22 protein-coding genes are annotated in these 22,913 nt (G+C 57.2%); 15 read left to right on the top strand and 7 right to left on the bottom strand.

The window, feature by feature from the left end:
* Window positions 1-191: 191 nt before the first annotated feature.
* From AC0TN7_RS13120 to AC0TN7_RS13080, 9 genes are all read left to right on the top strand, one after another.
* Complete coding sequence (locus AC0TN7_RS13120) at window positions 192-734, top strand: fimbrial protein BcfA (protein ID WP_008503171.1); 543 nt, start codon at window positions 192-194, stop codon at window positions 732-734.
* Window positions 735-806: 72 nt separating this feature from the next.
* Window positions 807-1,340: a fimbrial protein gene (locus tag AC0TN7_RS13115; protein ID WP_021242352.1), complete on the top strand. Its 534-nt coding sequence runs from the start codon at window positions 807-809 to the stop codon at window positions 1,338-1,340.
* Window positions 1,341-1,385: 45 nt separating this feature from the next.
* Window positions 1,386-2,093 (top strand): fimbria/pilus periplasmic chaperone, encoded by a 708-nt coding sequence (locus tag AC0TN7_RS13110; RefSeq protein ID WP_008503169.1) that lies wholly within the window; start codon window positions 1,386-1,388, stop codon window positions 2,091-2,093.
* A gap of 77 nt (window positions 2,094-2,170) precedes the next feature.
* Entirely contained in the window at window positions 2,171-4,798 is a 2,628-nt protein-coding gene (locus AC0TN7_RS13105; RefSeq protein ID WP_045334542.1) for a fimbrial biogenesis usher protein, read from the top strand.
* Window positions 4,799-5,806 (top strand): fimbrial protein, encoded by a 1,008-nt coding sequence (locus AC0TN7_RS13100; RefSeq protein WP_463727326.1) that lies wholly within the window; start codon window positions 4,799-4,801, stop codon window positions 5,804-5,806.
* Window positions 5,807-5,816: 10 nt separating this feature from the next.
* Entirely contained in the window at window positions 5,817-6,362 is a 546-nt protein-coding gene (locus AC0TN7_RS13095; RefSeq protein WP_008503166.1) for a fimbrial protein, read from the top strand.
* Window positions 6,363-6,371: 9 nt separating this feature from the next.
* On the top strand, window positions 6,372-6,902 hold the full coding sequence (locus AC0TN7_RS13090; RefSeq protein ID WP_463727327.1) for a fimbrial protein: 531 nt from the start codon (window positions 6,372-6,374) through the stop codon (window positions 6,900-6,902).
* A 10-nt stretch (window positions 6,903-6,912) separates the two neighbouring features.
* Window positions 6,913-7,614 (top strand): fimbria/pilus periplasmic chaperone, encoded by a 702-nt coding sequence (locus AC0TN7_RS13085; RefSeq protein WP_463727328.1) that lies wholly within the window; start codon window positions 6,913-6,915, stop codon window positions 7,612-7,614.
* 9 nt (window positions 7,615-7,623) lie between these two features.
* A complete protein-coding gene (locus AC0TN7_RS13080) occupies window positions 7,624-7,911 on the top strand; it encodes a hypothetical protein (protein ID WP_021242358.1) in 288 nt (95 codons plus the stop codon).
* A 101-nt stretch (window positions 7,912-8,012) separates the two neighbouring features.
* On the opposite strand, the gene lsrG is transcribed toward AC0TN7_RS13080, so the two are convergent.
* Genes lsrG through lsrA form a run of 6 tightly spaced genes read right to left on the bottom strand, consistent with a single transcriptional unit; the run spans window position 8,013 to window position 13,698 of the window.
* Window positions 8,013-8,306 carry a (4S)-4-hydroxy-5-phosphonooxypentane-2,3-dione isomerase gene (gene lsrG / locus AC0TN7_RS13075; RefSeq protein WP_008503162.1) on the bottom strand — a complete coding sequence of 98 codons (294 nt, stop codon included), beginning with the start codon at window positions 8,304-8,306 and terminating at the stop codon, window positions 8,013-8,015.
* Window positions 8,303-9,190 carry a 3-hydroxy-5-phosphonooxypentane-2,4-dione thiolase gene (gene lsrF, locus AC0TN7_RS13070; RefSeq protein WP_061716445.1) on the bottom strand — a complete coding sequence of 296 codons (888 nt, stop codon included), beginning with the start codon at window positions 9,188-9,190 and terminating at the stop codon, window positions 8,303-8,305. The genes lsrG and lsrF overlap by 4 nt, the downstream gene beginning before the upstream one ends.
* An 11-nt stretch (window positions 9,191-9,201) precedes the next feature.
* Window positions 9,202-10,203, bottom strand: a complete 1,002-nt coding sequence (lsrB, locus tag AC0TN7_RS13065; protein ID WP_370884294.1) for an autoinducer 2 ABC transporter substrate-binding protein LsrB — start codon at window positions 10,201-10,203, stop codon at window positions 9,202-9,204.
* A 1-nt stretch (window position 10,204) separates the two neighbouring features.
* Window positions 10,205-11,182, bottom strand: coding sequence for an autoinducer 2 ABC transporter permease LsrD (lsrD, locus tag AC0TN7_RS13060; RefSeq protein ID WP_463727329.1), 978 nt, complete (start codon window positions 11,180-11,182; stop codon window positions 10,205-10,207).
* On the bottom strand, window positions 11,183-12,214 hold the full coding sequence (gene lsrC, locus AC0TN7_RS13055; protein ID WP_463727330.1) for an autoinducer 2 ABC transporter permease LsrC: 1,032 nt from the start codon (window positions 12,212-12,214) through the stop codon (window positions 11,183-11,185).
* Window positions 12,211-13,698, bottom strand: coding sequence for an autoinducer 2 ABC transporter ATP-binding protein LsrA (lsrA, locus tag AC0TN7_RS13050; protein ID WP_463727351.1), 1,488 nt, complete (start codon window positions 13,696-13,698; stop codon window positions 12,211-12,213). Before lsrA ends, lsrC begins: the two co-directional genes overlap by 4 nt.
* A 215-nt stretch (window positions 13,699-13,913) precedes the next feature.
* Here lsrA and lsrR point away from each other — a divergent pair, with 215 nt between their 5' ends.
* The 3 genes from lsrR to AC0TN7_RS13035 all read left to right on the top strand — a co-directional run bounded on the left by lsrR (window position 13,914) and on the right by AC0TN7_RS13035 (window position 18,744).
* A complete protein-coding gene (lsrR, locus tag AC0TN7_RS13045) occupies window positions 13,914-14,885 on the top strand; it encodes a transcriptional regulator LsrR (RefSeq protein ID WP_024906415.1) in 972 nt (323 codons plus the stop codon).
* 33 nt (window positions 14,886-14,918) lie between these two features.
* A complete protein-coding gene (gene lsrK, locus AC0TN7_RS13040) occupies window positions 14,919-16,547 on the top strand; it encodes an autoinducer-2 kinase (RefSeq protein WP_463727331.1) in 1,629 nt (542 codons plus the stop codon).
* Window positions 16,548-16,722: 175 nt separating this feature from the next.
* Window positions 16,723-18,744, top strand: coding sequence for an oxidoreductase (locus AC0TN7_RS13035; RefSeq protein ID WP_463727332.1), 2,022 nt, complete (start codon window positions 16,723-16,725; stop codon window positions 18,742-18,744).
* A gap of 119 nt (window positions 18,745-18,863) precedes the next feature.
* Here the strand turns inward: AC0TN7_RS13035 and rlmG are convergent, their stop codons facing one another.
* On the bottom strand, window positions 18,864-20,000 hold the full coding sequence (gene rlmG / locus AC0TN7_RS13030; protein WP_463727333.1) for a 23S rRNA (guanine(1835)-N(2))-methyltransferase RlmG: 1,137 nt from the start codon (window positions 19,998-20,000) through the stop codon (window positions 18,864-18,866).
* 83 nt (window positions 20,001-20,083) lie between these two features.
* Here rlmG and AC0TN7_RS13025 point away from each other — a divergent pair, with 83 nt between their 5' ends.
* The 3 genes from AC0TN7_RS13025 to AC0TN7_RS13015 all read left to right on the top strand — a co-directional run bounded on the left by AC0TN7_RS13025 (window position 20,084) and on the right by AC0TN7_RS13015 (window position 22,876).
* Window positions 20,084-20,587 (top strand): YgjP-like metallopeptidase domain-containing protein, encoded by a 504-nt coding sequence (locus AC0TN7_RS13025; protein WP_023333531.1) that lies wholly within the window; start codon window positions 20,084-20,086, stop codon window positions 20,585-20,587.
* Window positions 20,588-20,657: 70 nt separating this feature from the next.
* Entirely contained in the window at window positions 20,658-21,656 is a 999-nt protein-coding gene (locus AC0TN7_RS13020) for a Gfo/Idh/MocA family protein (RefSeq protein ID WP_267217559.1), read from the top strand.
* Between the two features lie 251 nt (window positions 21,657-21,907).
* Window positions 21,908-22,876, top strand: coding sequence for a TerC family protein (locus AC0TN7_RS13015; protein ID WP_267217560.1), 969 nt, complete (start codon window positions 21,908-21,910; stop codon window positions 22,874-22,876).
* Window positions 22,877-22,913: the final 37 nt, after the last annotated feature.

Below are 22,913 nucleotides of genomic sequence, written 5' to 3'. Positions count from 1 at the left end.
ACTCCTAGAATACCTGCCGCGGAACATCATAAACATGATGAAAAGAGCTTTTCAATAAGCCCGTCCATTATGCGAAATGCATATTCTAAATAACGGAACTTGTTAAACGTTATTCAAGTTCACGCTGTGAAAGCATATAGCTTTTACTCAATTTCAATTTGACAGAAAGATGTTTATTTAAAAGGATTTGTATGAAAAAGCACGTTTTAGCAATGGTCATTGCAACGGCAATGGTAAGTGGCGTAGCGATGAACGCACAGGCAGACACCGTCACGGTTTCTGGCGGTACGGTTAACTTCGTTGGCCAGGTTGTTAATGCTGCATGTTCGGTCGCAGCTGACTCCGTTGATCAGACTGTAACGCTGAGCCAGGTTCGTACTGTGAAATTGACGACAAAAGGAATGCAGGCGAACCAGAAAGAAGATTTCAAAATCGTTCTGGAAGATTGTGACACCACGGTAAGCCAGAACGCCGCTGTGATTTTCAACGGTCAGCAAGACGCAGCACTGGCAGGTTCACTGGCTAACACAGCGGGAGCTGGCTCAGCAACTAACGTCGCACTGCAACTGTTCGGACCGGATGGTAACGTACTCAATATCGGTGATACCTCCTCCAATGTGAAGCTGATCAATGGCGAGAACACCATCCCGCTGAGCGTTGACTACATCGCTACCGGTGCGGCCACGCCGGGTAACGTATCCTCGACTGCAACATTCCAGATGGTTTACTCCTGATTCGTTAGCTGCAGTAACACCCCCGGAATCTGATTCGGGGGTGTTTTGCCGATCCATCGAAACGGAGTCACTATGCGACAGGTCACCAGGCAATCAGTGCTGTTTTTCAGCGTACTGCTGTGCGTTGCACTGCCCGCCTCGGCAATTGACGACGGAAGCGTGCATTTTCAGGGGCAAGTCGTCAACACCGGCTGTTCCGTCAGTGCAGAAAGTCAGGACCAGATTGTGCGTATGGGCCAAATACGCAATAACGAATTTGCCGCAACGGGCGATTGGGCAGCACCAACAGCCTTTCAGATAACGCTAGAAGACTGCGATACCAGCGTCAGTCAACGTGCGGGCGTACTGTTCAGCGGCGAGTCCGATGCAAAAGACCCGCAAATTTTTCGCGCAGGTTATGGCGCAGGCGCAGCGCAGGGGATTGGTGTGGGAATATTTGACGCAACCGGTCATCTACTTATTCCGGATACAGCCCCGCCCTGGTACGCCCCCTTGCAGAACGGCGCCAATGTTCTGCGTTTTATGGCGAAATACCGCTCCACACAACCGCACGTTCAGGCTGGTACGGCCGACGCCCAGGTATGGTTTAACGTCGTCTACCAGTAAAACACTCAGAGGCCCGAGTGCCTCGTCATGAGAATTGAGGGAACAATGCAAATGAACACATCACCTACGTCTTTGTCTCGCCTGATGATGGCTGGTACGTTGCTGCTGACAATGGGTCTGGCAACGAATGCCTCTGCAGGTGGAATTGCTTTAGGGGCTACCCGCGTCATTTATCCGCAGGGGGATAAACAGGTTTCATTACCGGTGATCAATTCGTCGGCAGACAATACGTTCTTAATACAATCATGGGTAGCCAACGTTGAGGGTATCAAGTCACCAGACTTTATCCTTACGCCACCGTTGTTTGTTATCCACCCCAAGAAAGAGAACACGCTGCGTATTATGTATATCGGCCCCGACCTTCCTGCCGATCGCGAAACTGTTTTCTATCTGAACAGCAAGGCTATTCCGTCTGTCGATAAAAATAAGCTTCAGGGCAATACGCTGCAAATAGCAACACAGAGTGTGATTAAGTTATTCATTCGCCCTAAGAAATTAACATCCCTTTCCGTGGATGCGCCCAAAACGCTGACGTGTCGGACAGAAAATGGAAAAGTCATCATAACGAATCCATCACCGTATTACGTATCGTTGGTGCAGTTCTTTGTTGGGGGAACCCGTCTTCCCAATTCAATGGTCGCACCTAAAAACACGTTGACGGTGGATATCCCCGGCGGCGGTTCCGGCAGTGTGAAATTCCAGACAGTGAATGATTTCGGCGCAAATACCCCTACGCAGATTTGTTCCCATTAACAACCTGAAATGAAATAGCAGACCTGCATTTTGTCTTCAAGGAAGGAAGTACTTAGCATTTACTGCAGGGAAAAGAGATGAAACGTAATACTTCACTGATTTTTAGCACATTTTCTTTAACATCCCTTACGCCAGTGGCGATGGCGATAGCAGGATTGCTATCGCCATCAGATGCAAGTGCAGAATATTTTTTCAACCCGGCATTTTTGTCTAGCGATCCCTCTGCCGTTGCTGACCTGTCGCGGTTTTCCACCAATGGCCAGGCACCAGGCGTTTATCGTGTTGATCTCTGGCTTAACGGGGCGTTTGTGGCGACTCGCGATATCACCTTTACGGCAAGAAATACCGCGTCGACGGCACAACCGCAGGCGGATGATACCGGTCTGACCGCCTGTTTATCAGCAAAAGCGCTGGAAAACCTGGGCGTTAACCTTCAGGCGTTTCCTGCCCTGACGGCGGAAAAGACGGACAGCTGTATTGATATTGCGTCAATCATTCCCGCCTCATCAACCACCTTTGATTTTGAGCATCAGCGGCTGGATATCAGTATCCCGCAAGCCGCCCTGAGGAATAGCGCACGCGGATATATTCCGCCTGAACAATGGGATGAAGGCATTAATGCCCTCCTGCTGAATTATAACTTCACCGGCTCTCGTAGCCGCGATCGGGGGGAGAGCAACTCAACCAGTAAAAGCTATTTCCTCGGGCTTAACAGCGGATTAAACCTTGGCCCGTGGCGGTTAAGGGATTACTCAAGCTGGAATTATCACAACAGCGATGACTCACGCAGCGACAACTGGCAGCACATTAATACCTATGTTGAACGCGCGGTCATTCCGCTGAAAGGAAGACTGACGCTGGGTGACAGCTACACCCCATCAGACGTGTTTGACAGCCTCCCTTTTCGTGGTGCGCAAATCGCCTCTGATGACAATATGCTGCCCGATAGCCTGAAGGGTTTCGCGCCCACGATCCGTGGTATCGCAAAAAGCAATGCTCAGGTAACCATTAAGCAAAATGGCTACACCATTTATCAAAGCTATGTTCCACCGGGTGCATTTGCGATTAGCGACCTGTTTCCCACGTCCTCAAGCGGTGACCTCAGTGTTGAGGTAAAAGAATCTGACGGTAGCATCAACAGCTATTCCGTGCCTTATTCCACCGTTCCCGTACTCCAGCGTGAAGGCCGCGTAAAGTACGCATTAACAGCGGCCGAATACCGCAGCAGCAGCGATCAACAGGACGAGGTTAATTTCGTTCAGGGGTCTCTAATCTGGGGGCTTTCACATGGCTTCACGCTGTATAGCGGATCGCAGATAACCAACAATTACCACTCGCTGGCATTCGGCACCGGCCTGAATATGGGTGAACTGGGCGCTATCTCTGCGGATGTGACTCACGCGAAGAGCACGCTGGCGGATGACAGCACGCATTCAGGGCAATCGATCCGTTTTCTGTATGCAAAATCCCTTAACGGCCTCGGCACTAACTTTCAGCTGCTGGGCTACCGGTACTCGACATCGGGATTCTATTCACTGGATGAAACAGCCTATAAGCAAATGCGCGGCTACACAGGTGACCACGAGGACAACGATACCGAACAGCAAAATCCCTGGATGGATTATTACAATCTGTACTACACCAAGCGAGGAAAGGTTCAGTTCAACATCTCTCAGCAGCTTGGTCATGCAGGTTCGCTCTTTGTCACGGGCAGCCAACAGACCTACTGGCATACCGATGAAAAAAATACGCTACTCCAGGTAGGCTTTAGCGGGACCATTAAAGATGTGTCCTACAGCCTGTCCTACAACTACAACAAATCACCGGGCATGTCGAAAAGCGACGAGATTTACGCGCTGAATTTGTCGCTGCCATTGAGCCTGTGGCTGCGTCCACAAAACGATGTCAGCCAGAAGCATAACTATGCTTATGCCACCTACAACATCAGCACCGACAAAAAGGGTGAAACCTCGCAAAATGCCGGGATCAACGGCACATTGCTTGAGGATAACAACCTGAGCTACAGCGTTCAGGAAGGGTATTCAAGCCAGGGGACAAAATCACAAGGCTCCAGCAGCCTTGAATACGATAGCGCCTATGGCAATGCGAACGTGGGCTATAACTACAGCGGAAACGGCGACTACCAGCAGGTGAACTACGGTTTGAGCGGCGGCGTCATAGCTCACCGGAATGGCATCACCCTTAGCCAGCCACTGGGTGATACCAACGTGCTGATTGCCGCTCCGGGCGCGAGTAACGTCAAGGTCGAGAACGAGCCGGGTATTCATACCGACTGGAGAGGCTATGCCGTGGTTCCCTACGCATCCTCGTATCATCTCAACCGCATGGCACTGGACATCAACTCACTGGCTGACGATATGGATATCGATGATGCCGTAACCAATGTGGTCCCAACCCGTGGCGCGGTTGTGCGTGCAACCTTCAAAGCCCGGCCTGGTACGCGTGCGTTAATGACCTTAACCCATCGGGGCAAACCCGTTCCTTTCGGTGCCATGGTGTCACGTGATGACAATGGCAGCGATACGATTGTGGGTGAAGACGGAGAGGTCTATCTCTCTGGCCTGAGCCCGGCGGGAACGCTGAAAATTCAGTGGGGTGAAGGGTCAGACAAGCAATGTAGCGTGAAGTATCAATTACCTGAAAGTAAACAGCCGCTGCTGCGGTTGAAAATGGAGTGTATATAAATGAAATTATGGATGATTTTATTTTATGTGGTCGGGCTGGCATTCTCACCTTATGGAATAGCCGATATTTGTAAAAATGCTAACGGTGGTATCTCGATTGTTAACTATGATTTGACCACCACGCTGAACACCAATCAGAACATTAAAGGTGGCTCCACAGAGCTGGAAAAAAATCAGGATGTGCAGGTTAACGCCACCTGTCCACCGGGTGAGTGGGAAAAACGCACCTATCGCTCCTATTTGAGCCCTTTTCCGGTCGTCAAAACGGATGGTGAATGGAAATATCTCCAGCTTGACCCGGATTATATTATTGGCGCCATGAAAATAAATGACGCAACCATTGGTGAGTTTTATCCCCCCATTGAGTACGTTCACATGGGCGGCCACGATGAAGTGGATACCGGCGGCGTTTTCCCGGTCAACGATAATGACCTGATCTTTAAATTACAAATTGTCAGGCCTTTTATCGGCACCGTGGTTATCCCGCCAAAATTGATGTTCAATGTGTACGTCACCACGACGAATAACGATCGCCTGACCAATATTGTCTACCAGATTACCTACAGTGGCGTTATTACCGTGCCGCAAAACTGCGTCATTAATGCCGGGCAAACCGTAACGGTGGATCTGGGTTCTCTTTATCACGGTGATTTTACGCGCGCCGGGCAGATGCCGGACAACGCTCAGCCCAAAACCTTCAATGTGCCCATTGAATGTAATGCTGACGTGAACTCGCCAGCACAATTAACCTTGCGCGTTATGGGCACATCGGACCCTCGCTACCCGGAAGCGCTGGCATCGGATAATCCTGATGTTGCCGTCGTGGTTACCAGTGAGCAAGACAACATACTGAAACCGAATGTCTTTTCAAGTAGCGCACCTTTTACGACTAATGAGGCGGGCAAGGCCAACGTGACGCTGAAAGCATATCCTATCAGCACAACGGGCAATTCCCCGGAACTGGGCGTGTTCACCGCTCTGGCCTTGTTACGCGTTGATTTCGCATAAGGATTGGGTGATGAAAAAGCGCAATTTTCTCCTGTTTCTGCTGGCAAATCTGGCGTTGTCCTTACAGACAGCCAGAGCAGATAATGACAGTTTCAATGTTCAGTTTATCGGCACCATCGTGGGGGAGTCCTGCAACGTCGACACTGGCAGCGTTGAGCAGACGGTCGAACTCGGTGACTTTACCGCGGATGATTTCCCGTCGGTTGGCACCACAACGCCGGATACAAAGTTTGATATCACGTTGAAAGGTTGCACCCGCGCCATTACCGGCACCAAAGTTTGGTTTACCGGGAATGTGGATGCGAACAACCCGACATTGCTGGCACTTTCAGATAACGGAAAGGGAACGCCTGGCAGGATGGCAACGGGCCTCGGCGTTGAGCTACTGGATTCCAATCGCACCCCAATACCGATCAATAATACGGAGTCTTCGCTTTATCCGCTGCTGCCGGGGGATAACACGCTCACGTTTTATTTGCACTATAAATCCACGCTGCCCGTCGTGACGTCAGGAAATGCGACTGCCGTTATGTATTTTGACCTGCTTTATCAGTAAGGAATATGAATGAAACCGTTTCTCCGGTTATTTTTCTTCTGCATTATTCTGATGCACCTGGGCAGTGCGAGTACAATGGCGCACGACGGGACCGTTTATATTGTAGGCACCGTAAAAAGCAAAACCTGCATCATATCGCCTGATTCGGAAAATCTTATCGTTCGTATGAGCGACGCCGCCACAGGGCAATTTACGAACCAGAAAAATAATACGCCATGGGAACATTTTGCTATCAATCTTGAAAACTGCGGCGCAGGGTTGAATAACATCAGTACCCATTTTGAAGGCACACCCAATCAGGGCAACGCAGATTTGCTTTCGCTGACAGGCGGTCCGGGTTATGCCAGCGGCGTGGCTATCGGTATTTATAATCCGGACAAAACGCTTATACCGCTGGGCGATGAAAGCCAGCTGTTTACGCTGTCAAATAACCAGCTTACTGCCACCCTTGATTTTTATGCCCGTTATCTTGCTGACGGAGGCGCTGTATCGCCTGGAACAGCCAATGCTGCAGCAACCTTTATTTTGACTTATGCCTGATAACACCGTGATGAAACTGCGCATCCTGATCCCTGTTTTAGCACTCTTAACGTTCATCTCTTTTGCGCATGCAGGCGTCGTGATAGGGGGGACACGCTTCGTCTATCCTGAAAAACAGCACTCCATTACCGTTTCAGTGCGCAATAAATCCACGCTTCCCTGGCTGGTCAGCGCAAAAATTTATGCTGGCGGAAACTGGCCAGGGGCAACCTTTGCCCCACAGGCGACCTCGGCGCTTGTTGCAACGCCCGCGCTTTTTGCACTACAGGGCGGACGCGAAAATAGCATCAGGATTTTTCGTGCCGATGAGGGTTTGCCTGCTGACCGTGAAACGCTTTTCACCCTCAGCATCTCAACCATTCCAGCCAGTAAAACCAGCAGCGACAACGTGCAAATGGCCGTACGTTCAAGCTTCAAAGTGTTCTATCGCCCTGAGGGATTAAACGGCAATCCAGAAAACGCGTATCGGGAAATCCTCTGGTCATATTCAGCAAACCAGCTCGTAGTGAAGAACCCGACCCCCTACTACGTGACGCTCTTCCAGACGCGTATTAACAACCAATCCATTGATAACGCGGGCATCATTGCCCCTTTCAGCCAGCGAACAATGGACGAGTGCCAGAAGGCGCCTCGCTGCGAAATACGCTGGCAAACCATAAACGACTATGGCCGGGTTATGCCGCCCGTGGTTAACATCCTTAATCTGAAATGAGTACCCATCATGTTTTTCATAAAGCACCCCTTCCTCGTTCTGACCGTTTTCGTCACACTGACCGCACCGGCGCTGAGCCAGGCCGCTGAGTTTACCGCTGAGCAGAAGACGGAAATCGGCAAAATCGCCGAGGATTACTTTACCGCCCATCCGGAAAAAATGGGTGAAGCGATATCTATCTACCTGGCTAATCATCCTGAGTTTCTGGTTGCCGCGAGCGAAAACCTACGCCAAAGCCAGCAAGCGGCCGCACAAAAAATGAAAGAGATGCAGGACGCAGCCAAAAAAGCGCAGTAAAGCAAAATCTAAAGCCGGGCGGACTACGCTCATCCGGCCTACAAAACGATTCCACCTTTTCCCCAAAAGCCCGGTAAGCGCAGCGCCACCGGGCAAGACCATTACTCCGGCAATAATCCGACAAAGCTGCGTTTTTTGCGCGGCTCCGACATCAGCTCCTCCAGCTTATCCACGCACGCGAGATAGTGCGGGGTTTGCTTATGCGCCAGCACCGCCTCTTCGTCTTTATAGGCTTCGTAGATAAAGAACCGGGTTTTCACCCTCGGGTCCTGCAATACGTCAAAACGCAGGTTCCCCGGCTCCTGGATTGCGCCCTCGTGGTTGGCGCGAAACACCTCCAGAAACTCGTCCACCCGCTCGGGCTTAATGTTGATTTCAACCAGCGTCACGTTCATTTTGCTCCTCCCTGTTTCTCTTCCTGCCAGAACTGGAACGCATCGCGGGCATTCCAGTTCTCGTGAACCACTTTTTTCACCGCCTTCAGCATGGCGAGCGGCGCGCTGGACTGGAAGATGTTGCGCCCCATGTCCACGCCGGATGCCCCCTGATCTATCGCGCGCCAGCACATCTCCAGCGCCTCGTGCTCCGGCAGCTTTTTGCCCCCGGCGATCACAATCGGCACCGGGCAGCTGGCGGTCACTTTTTCAAAGCCTTCATCCACGTAGTAGGTTTTGACGAACTGCGCCCCCATTTCGGCGGCGATGCGGCTGGCGAGCGAGAAATAGCGCGCGTCACGCGCCATCTCTTTACCGACCCCCGTCACCGCCAGCGTCGGCATGCCGTAGCGCGCGCCCGCATCGACAAGCTTGATGATGTTGTTGATCGACTGGTGCTCAAACTCGCTGCCGATATAGACCTGTGCCGCCACGGCGCAGACGTTCAGGCGCAGCGCGTCCTCCATCGCCACCGCCACGCACTCGTTCGACAGCTCGCCCAGAATCGAATTACCGCCGGAGGCGCGCAGCACCACCGGTTTGTTCGTGGCGGCTGGCACCTGGCTCCTGAGGATGCCGCGGGTGCACATCAGCACGTCGGTTTCACCAAACAGCGGCGCGATGGAGAGATCGATACGCTCAAGGCCGGTGGTCGGCCCCTGAAAGTAGCCGTGGTCAAAGGCCAGCATCACCGTACGGTTGCTCTTAGGGTTGAAGATGCGTGCCAGGCGGGACTGCATGCCCCAGTCCAGCGAGCCGCAGCCCTTCAGCGTGAACGGCACGTTGACCTGCGGCGTGCCGATGCCAAAATCCTTACCGTCTTTGATATCGTCTAAATCAGCCATTTGCTCCCCCGTCAGAAATCGTATTTGCTGATGTTCTCTTTGGTGAACACCACCCGCTCCGGCAGCAGCACGATGCCGTTGCCCTTCGCCTCATACTGGTAACCCTGCACGCTGTTCGGCTCGACCTTCAGCGCCCCGATATTTTTTACGTCCACGCTGTCGCCGACGTTAAGATCGCCTTTTTTCAGCAAACGATCGGCGACATTGACCGCAATTTTGCCCTGTTGTACGACATCCCACAGGCCGAAGGCTTTTACCGTGCCGCGCTCAACGTACGGGCGCATCACGTTCGGCGTACTGAACCCGACAATCGCCACCCCTTCGCGCTTCAGGTTTTCCGCCGCCTGCGCCGCGGCCGGCAGCGCGTTGGCATCCGGGGCGATGATCGCATCCAGATCCGGATACGCTTTTAAGATCCCTTCGGCGGTTTGCAACGATTTGGTAGCGTCGTTATAGCCAAACTGGGTGGTGACGACCTGCCACTGGGGATGATCTTTCTCGATTTTAGCCTTCGCCTCTTTCACCCACTGGTTTTGGTCGGTGACGGTGGGGCTGGAGTAGAAGAACGCCACTTTGGCATTCGGTTTGGTGACCTGCTTGCCCGCCATCTCCACCAGCAGGCCGCCCAGCTGTTCCGGCGTTCCCTGGTTGATATAGATGCTGCGGCACTCCGGTTTGGTGTCGGAGTCCCAGGTCAGGACCTTGACGCCGCGCTGCATCGCGCGCTTGAGCGCCGGGCAGAGGCCGTCCGGCGACACGGCGGAGACGATGATGGCGTTATAGCCCTGGTTGACGAAGTTATTGATCAGCTGCACCTGGCCGGAGACGCTCGGCTCGGTCGGGCCGTCGTAGGTGACGTCCACCCCAAGATCTTTCCCCGCCTCTTTCGCGCCGTTGCCGCCGCTGGTGAAGAAGCCCACGCCCACCAGCTTCGGGATAAAGGCAATGCGATCCGCCGCCTGCGCCGAAGCGAAGCCGAGGGCCATTGCCAGGACGAACAGTTTTGTTTTCATCTTACGCTCCGGATAGTTTTCTAAAGAGAGAACGCACCCATTCGCGGTGCAGACTCAGCGAACGTCCCATCACCACCACAACCAGCAGCGCCCCTGACAGCGCGCTCGACACCTGGTTGGGGATGCCGACCATCTGTAAACCCTGCTGCAGGTACCCCACCAACAGCGCCGCCAGCGCTGTACCGACAACCGAACCTGAACCACCGTAGATATTGGCCCCGCCGAGCACGGCAGCGGTGAGCGCGGGCATCAGCAAATCGCGCCCCAGATCCGAACGCGCGGAGCCGAAATAGGAGACCATTACCAGCGCGGCAATCGCGGAGGCTACGCCCACCAGGCCGTACAGCGCGTAGGGCATGCCGTTCACCGACAGCGCCGCATAGCGTGCCGCACGCGGATTTTGCCCAATCAGGAACAGATGGCGCCCAAAGCGCCCGCGGTGGGTAATCAGCCAGAAGAAGACGGTAATCACCGCGAACAGCACCAGCGGGATCGGCAGGCCAAACACCGTGAGGTTAGCCAATGCCGTGAAGCTGTCCGGGAAGCCGCCGATGCCCTCATAGCCCGTCGCCCCCGCCATGCCGGAGAGCAGCAGCGCGCCGCCGCCGTAGAGGTAGAGCGTGCCGAGGGTAATCACCAGCGGGCTGATGCCGGTGTAGTGGATCAGCGCCGCGTTTACCAGCCCGCACAGCAGTCCCAGCAGCAGCGTCAGCGGAATCGCGACCGCCATCGGCCACCCGGCCTGCATCATCACCCCCAGCGCAATGGCGCAAAGGCCAATGGTTGAGCCCAGCGAAATGTCGATCCCGCCGCTGATGATCACCAGCGTCAGCGGCAGCGCCACAATGCCGATGCAGATGAAGTCGCTGGTGCTGAACAGCAGCATGTTGATGTCGAGCATGCGCGGGTTGATGGCGCCGAAGAGCAGGATCTCCAGCACCAGCAAAATGAGCAGCGCGCTTTCCCAGTTAAGCCTCATTTACGCCACCTCTTTTTTGCTTTTGGGAAACGGGGTGACGTGCTTTCCCCCTCTGTTACCCGGCTGGAAGCGACCGTACTTCAGCGCCCGCTGATGGCGCGCCAGCGCCTGGCGCAGACGCCCGTCGAGCACCAGCACGCCCAGCAGCACCAGCCCGGCGATAAAGTCGTTCCACCAGGCCGGGAGCCTGAACAGCACCAGCACGGTGTCGATTTGCGTCAGGAAGAAGGCGCCGAGCAGCGCGCCAACCAGCGTGCCCGTGCCGCCCAGCAGCGAAATCCCCCCGAGCACGCAGGCGGCGATGGCCTTCATCTCCAGCCCGCTGCCGGTCTGGTTGGGCACAAAACCAATCTGCGCGGCAAAGACGATCCCGGCGCAGGCCGCCAACATGCCGTTCAGGGTAAAGGCGATCATGCGGGTGCGGTTCACCGCCACGCCCAGCTGCCGCGCGGCGGCGAGGTTATCCCCCACCGCGTAAAAATCACGCCCGAACGCGGTGCGCGACAGCGTCCACGCGCCGGTGACCACGATAATCAACACCACCATACCAAGGGGCGACACGCCGATGACCGCAGGCTCAGAGAGAGATTTCAACCCCGGCGGCAGCCCTTCAATCCACTTTCCGCCCGTCCAGAGCAGCATTGCCCCGCGATACAGCCCCAGCGTGCCGAGGGTGGCGACAATCGCCGGGATGCGCAGCCCCACCACCAGAAACCCGTTGAACGCCCCGGCCAGCGCGCCAACCGTGAGCGCGAAGAGGATGGAAACGGGCAGGCTGTAGCCGCTATTAAGCGCCACGCCGACGGCAATGGCGGACAGCCCGACGATGGAGCCGACGGAAACGTCGATATTGCGGGTCAGCATCACCAGCGCCGCGCCGATCGCCAGCAGGATCAGGATCTGCGAGCTGGAGAAGATCATCCCCAGCGTCTGCAAACTCAGGTAGGACGGATTGAGCGCCACCAGCACGGCGAACAGCCCCAGAATGGCGAGAAACGCGCTCAGCTCGCGGTTTTTCAGTAAAGTCTTCATGCTTGCCCTCCGAACGCCAGCGCCATCATTCTGTCGAGGCTGACGGCATGGCGCGGCAGCTCGCCGCTGAGTACGCCCTGATGCATCACCAGCACGCGGTCCGCGAGGCCCGGAAACTCATCGAGATCGCTTGAGATCATCAGCACCGCCACGTTCTGCGCCGCCACGCTTTTGATCAGCTGGTAGATGTCGGCGCGCGCCGAGACGTCCACGCCGCGCGTCGGTTCATCGACGATCAGCAGCAAAGGGTTGGCCTCAAGGCAGCGCGCCAGCAGCACCTTCTGCTGGTTACCGCCGGAGAGCGTGCGCACGGTTTGATCCGCATGGTTGAGCTTGATCCCCAGCGCCCGGTGATAGCGCTCCACGACCGCAGACTCCCGCTTGCGCTGCTGCCAGAGAGACGGCTCGTTCAGCGCCACGGTGTTCCAGCGGATCGGCGCGTCGAGGAACAGGCCGGACACCTGCCTGTCTTCCGGCAGGTAGACCAGGCCTCTGTTTAGTCTCGAGCGCACCGGCTCGTTGGCGATCTCCTGGTTCTCCAGCCAGATGCGTCCCCCGCGTACCGGCCGCAGGCCGTAGAGGGTTTCGGCAAACTCGGTACGTCCGGATCCCACCAGCCCTGCCAGGCCGACGATCTCCCCGGCGTAGATCTCAAGGCTCAGATCGATAAACCCTTCCCCGGTGAGATCCTCCACCCGCAGCACCGGAAAGTCCTGCGGCTGGGTGCGACGGTTGCCCGGCAGCGCCAGCCACAGCTTTTGCGTATCGCTGAGGGATTTCTCCCGGCTTACCGGCGTCATGGCGGCGATCAGGGCGCTATCGTCAAACTGCGCGGTTTCGCCGCTCAGCACCACCGCGCCGTCGCGCATCACCGAGACGTGGCTTGAAAGCATGCGAATTTCCGGCAGCTTATGGGAGATAAAAACAATCCCGACGCCGAGTGTCTGCAGGGCGCGGATCTGGCGGAACAGCCGTTCGGTTTCGCCCGGCGTGAGGGAGGCCGTAGGTTCGTCGAGGATTAGGATCCGGGCGTTGCGCATTAATCCGCGCAGGATCTCCACCATCTGCTGATCCGCCACTTCCAGAGTGCTGGCGGTAGCGTCGAGGTTAAGCTGGCACTGCAGCTGCTGGAGTTTCTCCGCCAGGCACTTTTCAAGATCGCGCTCGCGCGGCAGGCGGAACAGGATGTTTTCCCGCACCGTCAGGTTGGGGAACAGCAGCGGCTCCTGCGGCACGAGATAAATGCCAAGCCTGTGCGCCTGAACGGGCGTCAGCCGCGCATATGACTGCCCCTCGACAGAAAGTTCACCGCTGTCCGGCGTTTCGACCCCGGCGATGATCTTCATCAGCGTCGATTTTCCCGCGCCGTTTCCGCCCATCAGGGCGTGCACCTGGCCCGCAAGCAGCGTGAAATCAATGCCTTTAAGAACCGGCACGCCTGAAAACTGCTTGCTGATATTCCGCGCGTCGAGAAGTGAGGTCATCATCGCTCCGCTATTGAACAAATGATTTTTAGATTTAATAATGTTCAAAAGCGTAGACGGTGAACTATATTTACAACCGTGCAGGGATCACAGTTTTATCGATTGAGATTCAGATAAACCAGAAACGATCGAAATGATCCGTTTTGTCGCGTGGCTCACACTTTCCCTTCGCGCCATCACGAACATATGATCTAAATTTTTATAAGAGTTCAACTATGAGCGATAAACGCACTGCGGAAGAAGGACGGTTTGCCGGGCTGGCACTGGCGGAAGAGGAGCTGGTGGCGCGCGTGGCCTGGTGCTACTACCACGACGGGCTGACCCAGAACGATATCGGCGAGCGGCTCGGGCTGCCGCGATTAAAAATCTCCCGCCTGCTGGAGAAGGGCCGTCAGTCCGGGGTGATCCGCGTGCAGATCAACTCCCGCTACGAGGGCTGCCTGGCGCTGGAGACCGAGCTACAGCAGCGCTTTGACCTGAAGCTGGTGCGCGTGATGCCCGCCCTGAATACGCCGCCGATGAACGTGCGGCTGGGCATTGGCGCGGCGCAGTCGCTGATGGGCGTACTGGAGCCCGGCCAGCTGCTGGCGGTGGGGTTTGGTGAAACCACCATGAGCAGCCTGCAGCACCTGAGCGGCTTTATCAGCTCGCAGCAGATCCGCCTGGTGACGCTCTCCGGCGGCGTCGGGCCGTATATGACCGGTATCGGCCAGCTGGACGCGGCATGCAGCGTCAGCATGATCCCCGCCCCGCTTCGCGTGTCATCCGCTGAAGTCGCCGGGATCTTAAAACGTGAAACCAGCGTGCGGGACGTAATCCTCGCCGCCACCGCCGCCGACGTGGCGGTGGTCGGCATTGGGTCGGTGAACCAGCGCCGTGACGCCACGATCCTGCGCTCCGGCTACATCAGCGAAGGTGAACAGCTGATGTACGCCCGCAAAGGCGCGGTCGGCGACATTCTCGGCTATTTCCTCAATGCCGAAGGGGAGTGCGTCGAGGAACTGGAGATCCATAAAGAATTACTCGGCGTCTCGCTTGATGAGCTGGCGCAGCTGCCCACCATCGTTGGCGTGGCCGGAGGGGAAGAGAAAGCCGATGCGATTTATGCCGCACTGAAGGGTCGCCGTATCAATGGCCTGGTGACGGAGGAGACGACAGCCCGCGCGGTGCTGGCTCTGGCCAAATGAGAGCCCGCCCTGCGCTAACAGCGAGGCAAGCTCATGAGTTACCTTTTAGCGTTAGATGCAGGGACCGGTAGCGTTCGCGCCGTTATTTTCGATTTACAGGGCAACCAGATTGCCGTCGGCCAGGCCGAGTGGAAGCACCTGAACGTGGAGAACGTGCCGGGGTCGATGGAGTTCGACCTCGAGACCAACTGGCGGCTGGCCTGCCAGTGCATTCATCAGGCGCTGTCGCGCGCGAATCTGGGCGCGGCGGATATTCAGTCCGTCGCATGCTGCTCCATGCGCGAAGGGATAGTGCTTTACGACCGCAACGGCGAGGCCATCTGGGCCTGCGCCAACGTTGACGCCCGCGCCAGCCGCGAGGTGGCCGAACTCAAAGAGATCCACGACTATCGTTTTGAATCCGAAGTGTATGACGTTTCCGGGCAGACGCTGGCGCTGAGCGCCATGCCGCGCCTGCTGTGGCTGGCGCACCATCGTCCGGATATTTATCGTAAAGCCGCCACCATCACCATGATCAGCGACTGGCTGGCGGCGAAGCTCTCCGGCGAGCTGGCGGTCGACCCGTCTAACGCGGGCACCACCGGCATGCTGGATCTGTTTTCCCGCGACTGGCGTCCGGCGCTGCTCGACATGGCCGGGCTGCGCGCCGATATTCTCTCCCCGGTGAAAGAGACCGGCACCGTGCTGGGCGCTATCACCAAAGAGGCCGCGCAGCAAAGCGGCCTGCGCGAAGGCACGCCGGTCGTCATGGGCGGCGGCGACGTACAGCTGGGCTGTCTGGGGCTGGGCGTGGTTCGCGCCAGGCAGACGGCGGTGCTGGGCGGCACCTTCTGGCAGCAGGTGGTGAACCTGCCGCAGGTGCGCACCGACCCCGAGATGAACATCCGCGTCAACCCGCACGTTATCCCCGGCATGGCGCAGGCGGAGTCGATCAGCTTCTTTACCGGGCTGACCATGCGCTGGTTCCGCGACGCCTTCTGCGCGGAGGAAAAGCTGATTGCCGAGCGGATGGGGATGGACACCTACTCCCTGCTGGAAGAGATGGCCAGCCGCGTGCCGGCGGGTTCACACGGGGTGATGCCGATCTTCTCCGACGCCATGCATTTTAAGCAGTGGTACCACGCCGCGCCGTCGTTTATTAACCTCTCCATCGACCCGGAAAAATGCAATAAAGCGACGCTGTTCCGCGCACTGGAGGAGAACGCGGCGATCGTCTCGGCCTGCAACCTGGCGCAGATTTCGCGCTTCTCCGGCGTGACGTTTGAGAGCCTGGTGTTTGCCGGTGGCGGTTCGAAAGGCGCGCTGTGGAGCCAGATTTTAAGCGACGTCACCGGCCTGCCGGTGCGCGTGCCGGAAGTGAAGGAGGCGACGGCGCTGGGCTGCGCCATTGCGGCAGGCGTTGGCGCAGGGCTGTTTGCCGATATGGCCTCGACGGGCGAGCGACTGGTGAAATGGAGCCGCGAATTCACGCCAAGCCCGGTACATCGCGAACTGTACGACGGCATGATGCAGAAATGGCAGGCGGTGTACGCCGACCAGCTTGGGCTGGTGGACAGCGGGCTGACGACGTCGATGTGGCAGGCACCGGGGTTAGTAAAAACCCATACCCCTCACCCTGCCCCTCTCCCCATAGGGGAGAGGGAAAAAACCAGATCGAGCTGATTCTTTAAGGCCGCACCGGCCAGTCCCCTCTCCCCTCCGGGGAGAGGGTTAGGGTGAGGGGAAGTTCTTTGAGATCTATCACAATCATTCGATCCCGCTTTTACCTTTCCGCTGCTGCTGGCTAAATTAGTAACTCATCCGACCACATAACAATAATTTTACACTGGAAGAGACTATGAGCCGCTACCCGTCGTTATTCGCCCCTCTCGATCTGGGGTTCACCACACTCAAAAACCGCGTGTTGATGGGGTCGATGCACACCGGGCTGGAGGAGCACCCGGACGGGGCCGAGCGTCTGGCGGCTTTCTATGCCGAGCGCGCCCGCCACGGGGTGGCGCTGATTGTCACCGGCGGCGTGGCCCCTGCCCCTTCCGGCGTGGGCATGGAGGGCGGCGCGGTTCTGAACGATGCGTCACAGCTGCCGCACCACCGCATTGTGACCGACGCGGTACACCGCGAGGGCGGCAAAATCGCCCTGCAAATTCTGCACACCGGACGCTACAGCTATCAGCCGAATCTGGTCGCGCCGTCGGCTCTTCAGGCGCCGATTAACCGTTTTAAACCTCACGCCCTCTCCCACGACGAGATCCTGGCGCTGATTGACGACTTCGCCCGCTGCGCGGCGCTTGCGCGCGAGGCGGGCTACGACGGCGTTGAGGTGATGGGCTCAGAAGGCTACCTGATCAACGAGTTTCTCGCCGCCCGCACCAACCACCGTGAAGACGAATGGGGCGGCGACTATGCCCGCCGGATGCGCTTTGCCGTGGAGGTGGTGCGCGCGGTGCGCGAACGTGCAGGGGCTGATTTTATTATCGTCTTCCGCCTGTCGATGCTCGACCTGGTGGAGGGCGGCGGGACGTTCGATGAAACCGTGCAGCTGGCGCAGGCGATTGAAGCCGCAGGTGCCACCATTATCAACACCGGCATCGGCTGGCACGAGGCGCGCATCCCGACCATCGCCACGCCGGTGCCGCGCGCGGCGTTCAGCTGGGTGACGCGCAGGCTGAAAGGGAAAGTGTCTGTTCCGCTGGTCACCACCAACCGCATTAACGATCCGCAGGTGGCGGACGATGTGATTTCACGCGGCGACGCCGACATGGTCTCAATGGCGCGGCCGTTCCTTGCCGATGCCGAGCTGCTGTCCAAAGCGCAAAGCGGCCGTGCGGATGAAATCAACACCTGCATCGGCTGTAACCAGGCCTGCCTGGATCAGATCTTCGTCGGCAAGGTCACCTCATGCCTGGTTAACCCACGCGCCTGCCATGAAACCAAAATGCCGGTCGTTCCGGCGGTCAATAAAAAACGCCTGGCCGTGGTGGGCGCAGGCCCGGCGGGGCTGGCGTTTGCGGTGAATGCCGCCTCGCGCGGGCACAGCGTAACGCTGTTTGATGCGCTGGGGGAGATTGGCGGGCAGTTTAATATCGCCAAACAGATCCCCGGCAAAGAGGAGTTCTACGAAACGCTGCGCTACTACCGCCGGATGATCGAGCTGACGGGCGTCGAGCTGCGGCTTAACCAGTTTGTCCACGCAGCGGATCTGACTGATTTCGATGAGGTGATCCTGGCGAGCGGGATCGTACCGCGCACGCCTGCGATCGAGGGTATCGATCATCCGAAGGTGTTGAGCTATCTGGATGTATTGCGAGACAAAACGCCGGTTGGCGAGAAGGTGGCGATTATCGGCTGCGGCGGGATCGGCTTTGATACCGCCATGTATTTAAGCCAGCCGGGCGAAGCCACCAGCCAGAATATCGCCGAGTTTTGCGTGGAATGGGGTATCGACACCAGCCTGAAGCAGTCCGGCGGGCTTCGTCCCGAAGGGCCGCAGCTGCCAAAAAGCCCGCGTCAGATCGTGATGCTGCAGCGTAAAGCCAGCAAGCCGGGCGAAGGGCTGGGTAAAACCACGGGCTGGATCCACCGCGCCACCCTGCTCTCGCGCGGGGTGAAGATGATCCCGGCGGTGAGCTATGAGAAGATCGACGACGAGGGTCTGCACGTCACGATCGGCGGCGAACCGCAGCTGCTGCGCGTGGATCATGTCATTTTATGTGCCGGGCAGGAGCCAAAGCGCGATCTGGCGGATCCCCTGCGCGAAACCGGTAAAACGGTGCATCTGATTGGCGGGTGCGACGTGGCGATGGAGCTGGACGCGCGGCGCGCGATTGCGCAGGGGACGAAATTAGCTCTGATGATCTAGAACATTGCCGGGCAGCGGGGTAAAAGCAAAACGGCAACCCAGTTGCCGTTTTTAATGTTTGCTCCCTCTCCCTGTGGGAGAGGGTCGGGGTGAGGGCATCAGGCCGCACATACCCAATCTTAACGACGACGTCCCAGCTTCACCGACTTCAGCACCACAAACTTATTGTTCATCGCAATGGTGACGCAGTTGCCGAAAATCTTCTTCAGCTTGTGGAAGTAGTCCAGGTGGCGGTTCGCCACGATGTACAGCTCGCCGTTGATTTTCAGGCAACGGCGCGCGTGGTGAAACATTTCCCACGCAACGTTATCCGTCAGGGCGTGCTTCTGGTGGAACGGCGGGTTACAGAACACGGCGTTGAAGCGGAACGGCTCTACGCCAGACAGCGCGTTGTTGATCATAAACTCGCAGCGGTCCAGCGCGTCCGGCATGTTGGTTTCCACGTTCAGACGGCTGGAGGCCACCGCCATCGGCGACTCGTCGCTGAACACCACGCTGGCTTCCGGGTTCTTCGCCAGCAGCGTCAGGCCGATCACACCGTTGCCGCAGCCCAGGTCGACAATCTCACCTTCCAGATTTTCCGGCAGATGTTCCATAAAGAAGCGCGCGCCGATATCCAGACCGGTGCGGGAGAAGACGTTCGCGTGGTTATGGATGGTCCAGTCTGTCCCTTCCAGCTTCCAGCTCAGCGTTTCTGGCGCGTCGGCCAGCTCAGGGGCGGCGAACGTACAGTTGATCAGGCGCGCTTTTTTCCAGGCCAGCGTCGTGGTGGTCGGGCCGAGGACTTTCTCGAACAGCTCGAGCGTCGAAGTGTGGATATCGCGCGCTTTGGCACCCGCGATGATGCGCGTATCCGGCGTCACGACCTTACGCAGCGCGCGCAGCTGCTGCTCCAGCAGCGCCATGGTTTTTGGCACTTTGATCAGCACCACGCCGGGCGCCTGCGGGTAGTCCGCGGTGCTGTCGAGAAACTTCACGCTGGACTCTTCGATGTCGTTATGGCGCAGGTTTTCACGCGTCGCCAGCTCGCTCAGGTAGGAATCGCCGATGCTGTATGGTGTGTGCTCCGCCAGGGCGCATCCCAGCGCGCCAAACGCGTCATTCAGGATCAAAACCGGGCCGCGGATTTCAGTCTCATCCAACTGCTGCAGCAGATATTCATCCGCCGCTTCCCACGCCTGAAGCGGGTTAACGTCGTCCGTTTCCGGGAAACGTTTAAGGTTGAGTGAACGGAAACCGTTGTCTAAGTGGCTCATCGGCCCTCCTGAATGGTAAAATTTGGCGTATCCCTGAAAAGGGTGCGTGAGTATACCCGTTTTCGCATTAATTTGGGCTTTTGATGAACCAACTTACTTATCTCCAGGGCTATCCGGAGCATTTACTGACTCAGGTTCGCAGCCTGATTGCCGAGCAGAAGCTCGGTGCGGTGCTGGAAAAACGCTATCCCGGCACGCACGATTTCGCGACCGATAAGGCCCTCTGGCAGTATACGCAGGATCTGAAAAGCCGGTATCTGAAGAGCGCGCCACCGATCAACAAGGTGATGTACGACAATAAGATCCACGTGCTGAAAAACGCGCTCGGCCTGCACACCGCCATCTCCCGCGTGCAGGGCGGCAAGCTGAAGGCGAAGGCCGAAATCCGCGTCGCGACGGTGTTCCGTAACGCGCCGGAAGCGTTTCTGCGGATGATCGTGGTGCACGAACTGGCGCACCTGAAAGAGAAAGAGCACGACAAAGCGTTCTATTCCCTGTGCTGCCACATGGAACCGCAGTACCATCAGCTGGAGTTTGATACCCGCCTGTGGCTTACGCATTTATCGTTAAATGGTAATGCGGAATAGCGCACGCGAATTGTCATGATGACGTGCTACAGTGGCTAAAGGTTCCCCGCTACGGAGTACGTAAACGTTTATGATACGTTTCGCAGTCATTGGTACGAACTGGATCACGCGCCAGTTCGTCGACGCCGCCCACGAAACCGGCAAACTTAAACTTACCGCAGTCTATTCCCGCAGCCTTGAGCAGGCGCAGAGTTTTGCTAACGACTACCTCGTTGAGCATCTCTTCACCTCGCTTGATGAGATGGCGCAAAGCGACGCCATTGACGCGGTCTATATCGCCAGCCCGAACTCCCTGCACTTCCCGCAGACAAAGCTGTTTCTCAGCCACAAAAAGCATGTGATTTGCGAGAAGCCGCTGGCGTCGAACATCGATGAAGTCGAAGCCGCCATTGCGCTTGCCCGCGAAAATCAAGTGGTGCTGTTCGAAGCGTTCAAAACCGCCAGCCTGCCGAATTTCCTGCTGCTGCAGCAGTCCCTGCCGAAAATTGGCAAAGTGCGTAAAGCCTTTATCAACTACTGCCAGTACTCGTCGCGCTACCAGCGCTATCTGGACGGCGAGAACCCGAATACCTTTAACCCGGCCTTCTCTAACGGTTCGATTATGGATATCGGCTTCTACTGTCTGGCCTCTGCCGTGGCCCTGTGGGGCGAGCCGCACGGCGTAACGGCCACCGCCAGCCTGCTGGAGAGCGGCGTGGATGCGCACGGTTTAGCGGTGCTGGACTACGGTGATTTCAGCGTCACGCTGCAGCACTCCAAGGTGAGCGACTCTGTCCTGCCGAGCGAAATTCAGGGCGAAGCGGGCTCGCTGGTTATCGAGAAGATCTCCGAGTGCCAGAAGGTGAGCTTTGTGCCGCGCGGCGGCAAAGCTCAGGAGCTGACGCAGCCTCAGCATATAAACACTATGCTCTATGAGGCAGAGGTCTTCGCCCGTCTGGTGGAAGACAACGAAGTGAATCACCCAGGCCTTGCGGTGAGCCGCACCACAGCGAAGCTGCAAACGGAGATCCGCCGTCAGACCGGCGTGGTGTTCCCGGCAGACGGCGTGAGCGCGGAAGCTATCGCGTAAAGCTGTGTAATGAAACGGTGCAGACCATTGACGAAACCGATGGTCTGACATATTTTGTTACCTGCAAAGGGGAGTAACTTCTTCGTCGGTGGATCGTCATTACGATGCGTGCAATACCGCATCCGGTCGCCGGGCAACCCTCGTGGTTGTAAGTGAGACCTTGCCGGAAGGCGAGGTCTATGCATAAAAAGCTAACGGCTATCGTCTTCTGACCATGGCCGTTTTTGTTTTTTATGTGTAAGGAAAATAGTATGCATTCTGTCGGCACTCCCATGTTGTGGGGCGGATTCGCGGTTGTCGTGCTCATCATGCTGGCGATCGACCTCTTTTTACAGGGGCGTCGCGGCGCGCACGGCATGACCATGAAACAGGCTGCGGCCTGGTCGCTGGTGTGGGTCACCCTCTCCCTGCTCTTCTGTGCCGCCTTCTGGTGGTATCTGGCCTCGACCGAAGGCCGTGCGGTGGCCGATCCTCAGGCTCTCGCCTTCCTCACCGGCTATCTGATTGAAAAAGCCCTGGCGGTCGATAACGTCTTCGTCTGGCTGATGCTGTTTAGCTACTTCGCCGTGCCTGCGGCCCTGCAGCGCCGCGTGCTGGTTTATGGCGTACTGGGTGCCATTGTTCTGCGTACCATTATGATCTTCGCTGGCAGCTGGCTGATTACCCAGTTCGAATGGCTGCTGTACGTCTTCGGCGCGTTCCTGCTGTTCACCGGGGTCAAAATGGCGCTGGCGAAAGAGGACGGCTCTGCGATTGGCGATCGCCCGCTGGTGAAGTGGATCCGTGGACACCTGCGCATGACCGACAAGATTGAGAGCGAGCACTTCTTCGTGCGCAAGAACGGCCTGCTGTTTGCCACCCCGCTGCTGCTGGTGCTGATTCTGGTTGAGCTAAGCGACGTGATTTTCGCCGTGGACAGCATTCCGGCCATTTTTGCGGTCACCACCGACCCGTTCATCGTCCTGACCTCAAACCTGTTCGCCATCCTCGGCCTGCGTGCGATGTACTTCCTGCTGGCAGGCGCGGCGGAGCGCTTCTCGATGCTGAAGTACGGTCTGTCGGTGATCCTGGTGTTTATCGGTATCAAAATGCTGATCGTCGATTTCTACCATATCCCGATCGCCATTTCGCTCGGCGTGGTGTTTGGCATTCTGATCGTGACGCTGATTATCAATACCTGGGTTAACCACCAGCACGATAAGAAGCAGCAGGTGGAGTAAAACGTTCGGTGCGGGGTGATGCCCTCACCCCGGCCCT

This window comes from Enterobacter sp. PL_is511 (assembly GCF_055816065.1).
The sequence above is the reverse complement of the archived record's forward strand: the minus strand, read 5'-3'. Positions and strand labels throughout refer to the sequence as shown.

Bases quoted from the DNA above. Each gene is read 5' to 3' on its own strand.
- AC0TN7_RS13120 (WP_008503171.1), top strand. From the start codon at position 192: ATGAAAAAGCACGTTTTAGCAATGGTCATTGCAACGGCAATGGTAAGT.
- AC0TN7_RS13115 (WP_021242352.1), top strand. From the start codon at position 807: ATGCGACAGGTCACCAGGCAATCAGTGCTGTTTTTCAGCGTACTGCTG.
- AC0TN7_RS13110 (WP_008503169.1), top strand. From the start codon at position 1,386: ATGCAAATGAACACATCACCTACGTCTTTGTCTCGCCTGATGATGGCT.
- AC0TN7_RS13105 (WP_045334542.1), top strand. From the start codon at position 2,171: ATGAAACGTAATACTTCACTGATTTTTAGCACATTTTCTTTAACATCC.
- AC0TN7_RS13100 (WP_463727326.1), top strand. From the start codon at position 4,799: ATGAAATTATGGATGATTTTATTTTATGTGGTCGGGCTGGCATTCTCA.
- AC0TN7_RS13095 (WP_008503166.1), top strand. From the start codon at position 5,817: ATGAAAAAGCGCAATTTTCTCCTGTTTCTGCTGGCAAATCTGGCGTTG.
- AC0TN7_RS13090 (WP_463727327.1), top strand. From the start codon at position 6,372: ATGAAACCGTTTCTCCGGTTATTTTTCTTCTGCATTATTCTGATGCAC.
- AC0TN7_RS13085 (WP_463727328.1), top strand. From the start codon at position 6,913: ATGAAACTGCGCATCCTGATCCCTGTTTTAGCACTCTTAACGTTCATC.
- AC0TN7_RS13080 (WP_021242358.1), top strand. From the start codon at position 7,624: ATGTTTTTCATAAAGCACCCCTTCCTCGTTCTGACCGTTTTCGTCACA.
- lsrG (WP_008503162.1), bottom strand. From the start codon at position 8,306: ATGAACGTGACGCTGGTTGAAATCAACATTAAGCCCGAGCGGGTGGAC.
- lsrF (WP_061716445.1), bottom strand. From the start codon at position 9,190: ATGGCTGATTTAGACGATATCAAAGACGGTAAGGATTTTGGCATCGGC.
- lsrB (WP_370884294.1), bottom strand. From the start codon at position 10,203: ATGAAAACAAAACTGTTCGTCCTGGCAATGGCCCTCGGCTTCGCTTCG.
- lsrD (WP_463727329.1), bottom strand. From the start codon at position 11,182: ATGAGGCTTAACTGGGAAAGCGCGCTGCTCATTTTGCTGGTGCTGGAG.
- lsrC (WP_463727330.1), bottom strand. From the start codon at position 12,214: ATGAAGACTTTACTGAAAAACCGCGAGCTGAGCGCGTTTCTCGCCATT.
- lsrA (WP_463727351.1), bottom strand. From the start codon at position 13,698: ATGACCTCACTTCTCGACGCGCGGAATATCAGCAAGCAGTTTTCAGGC.
- lsrR (WP_024906415.1), top strand. From the start codon at position 13,914: ATGAGCGATAAACGCACTGCGGAAGAAGGACGGTTTGCCGGGCTGGCA.
- lsrK (WP_463727331.1), top strand. From the start codon at position 14,919: ATGAGTTACCTTTTAGCGTTAGATGCAGGGACCGGTAGCGTTCGCGCC.
- AC0TN7_RS13035 (WP_463727332.1), top strand. From the start codon at position 16,723: ATGAGCCGCTACCCGTCGTTATTCGCCCCTCTCGATCTGGGGTTCACC.
- rlmG (WP_463727333.1), bottom strand. From the start codon at position 20,000: ATGAGCCACTTAGACAACGGTTTCCGTTCACTCAACCTTAAACGTTTC.
- AC0TN7_RS13025 (WP_023333531.1), top strand. From the start codon at position 20,084: ATGAACCAACTTACTTATCTCCAGGGCTATCCGGAGCATTTACTGACT.
- AC0TN7_RS13020 (WP_267217559.1), top strand. From the start codon at position 20,658: ATGATACGTTTCGCAGTCATTGGTACGAACTGGATCACGCGCCAGTTC.
- AC0TN7_RS13015 (WP_267217560.1), top strand. From the start codon at position 21,908: ATGCATTCTGTCGGCACTCCCATGTTGTGGGGCGGATTCGCGGTTGTC.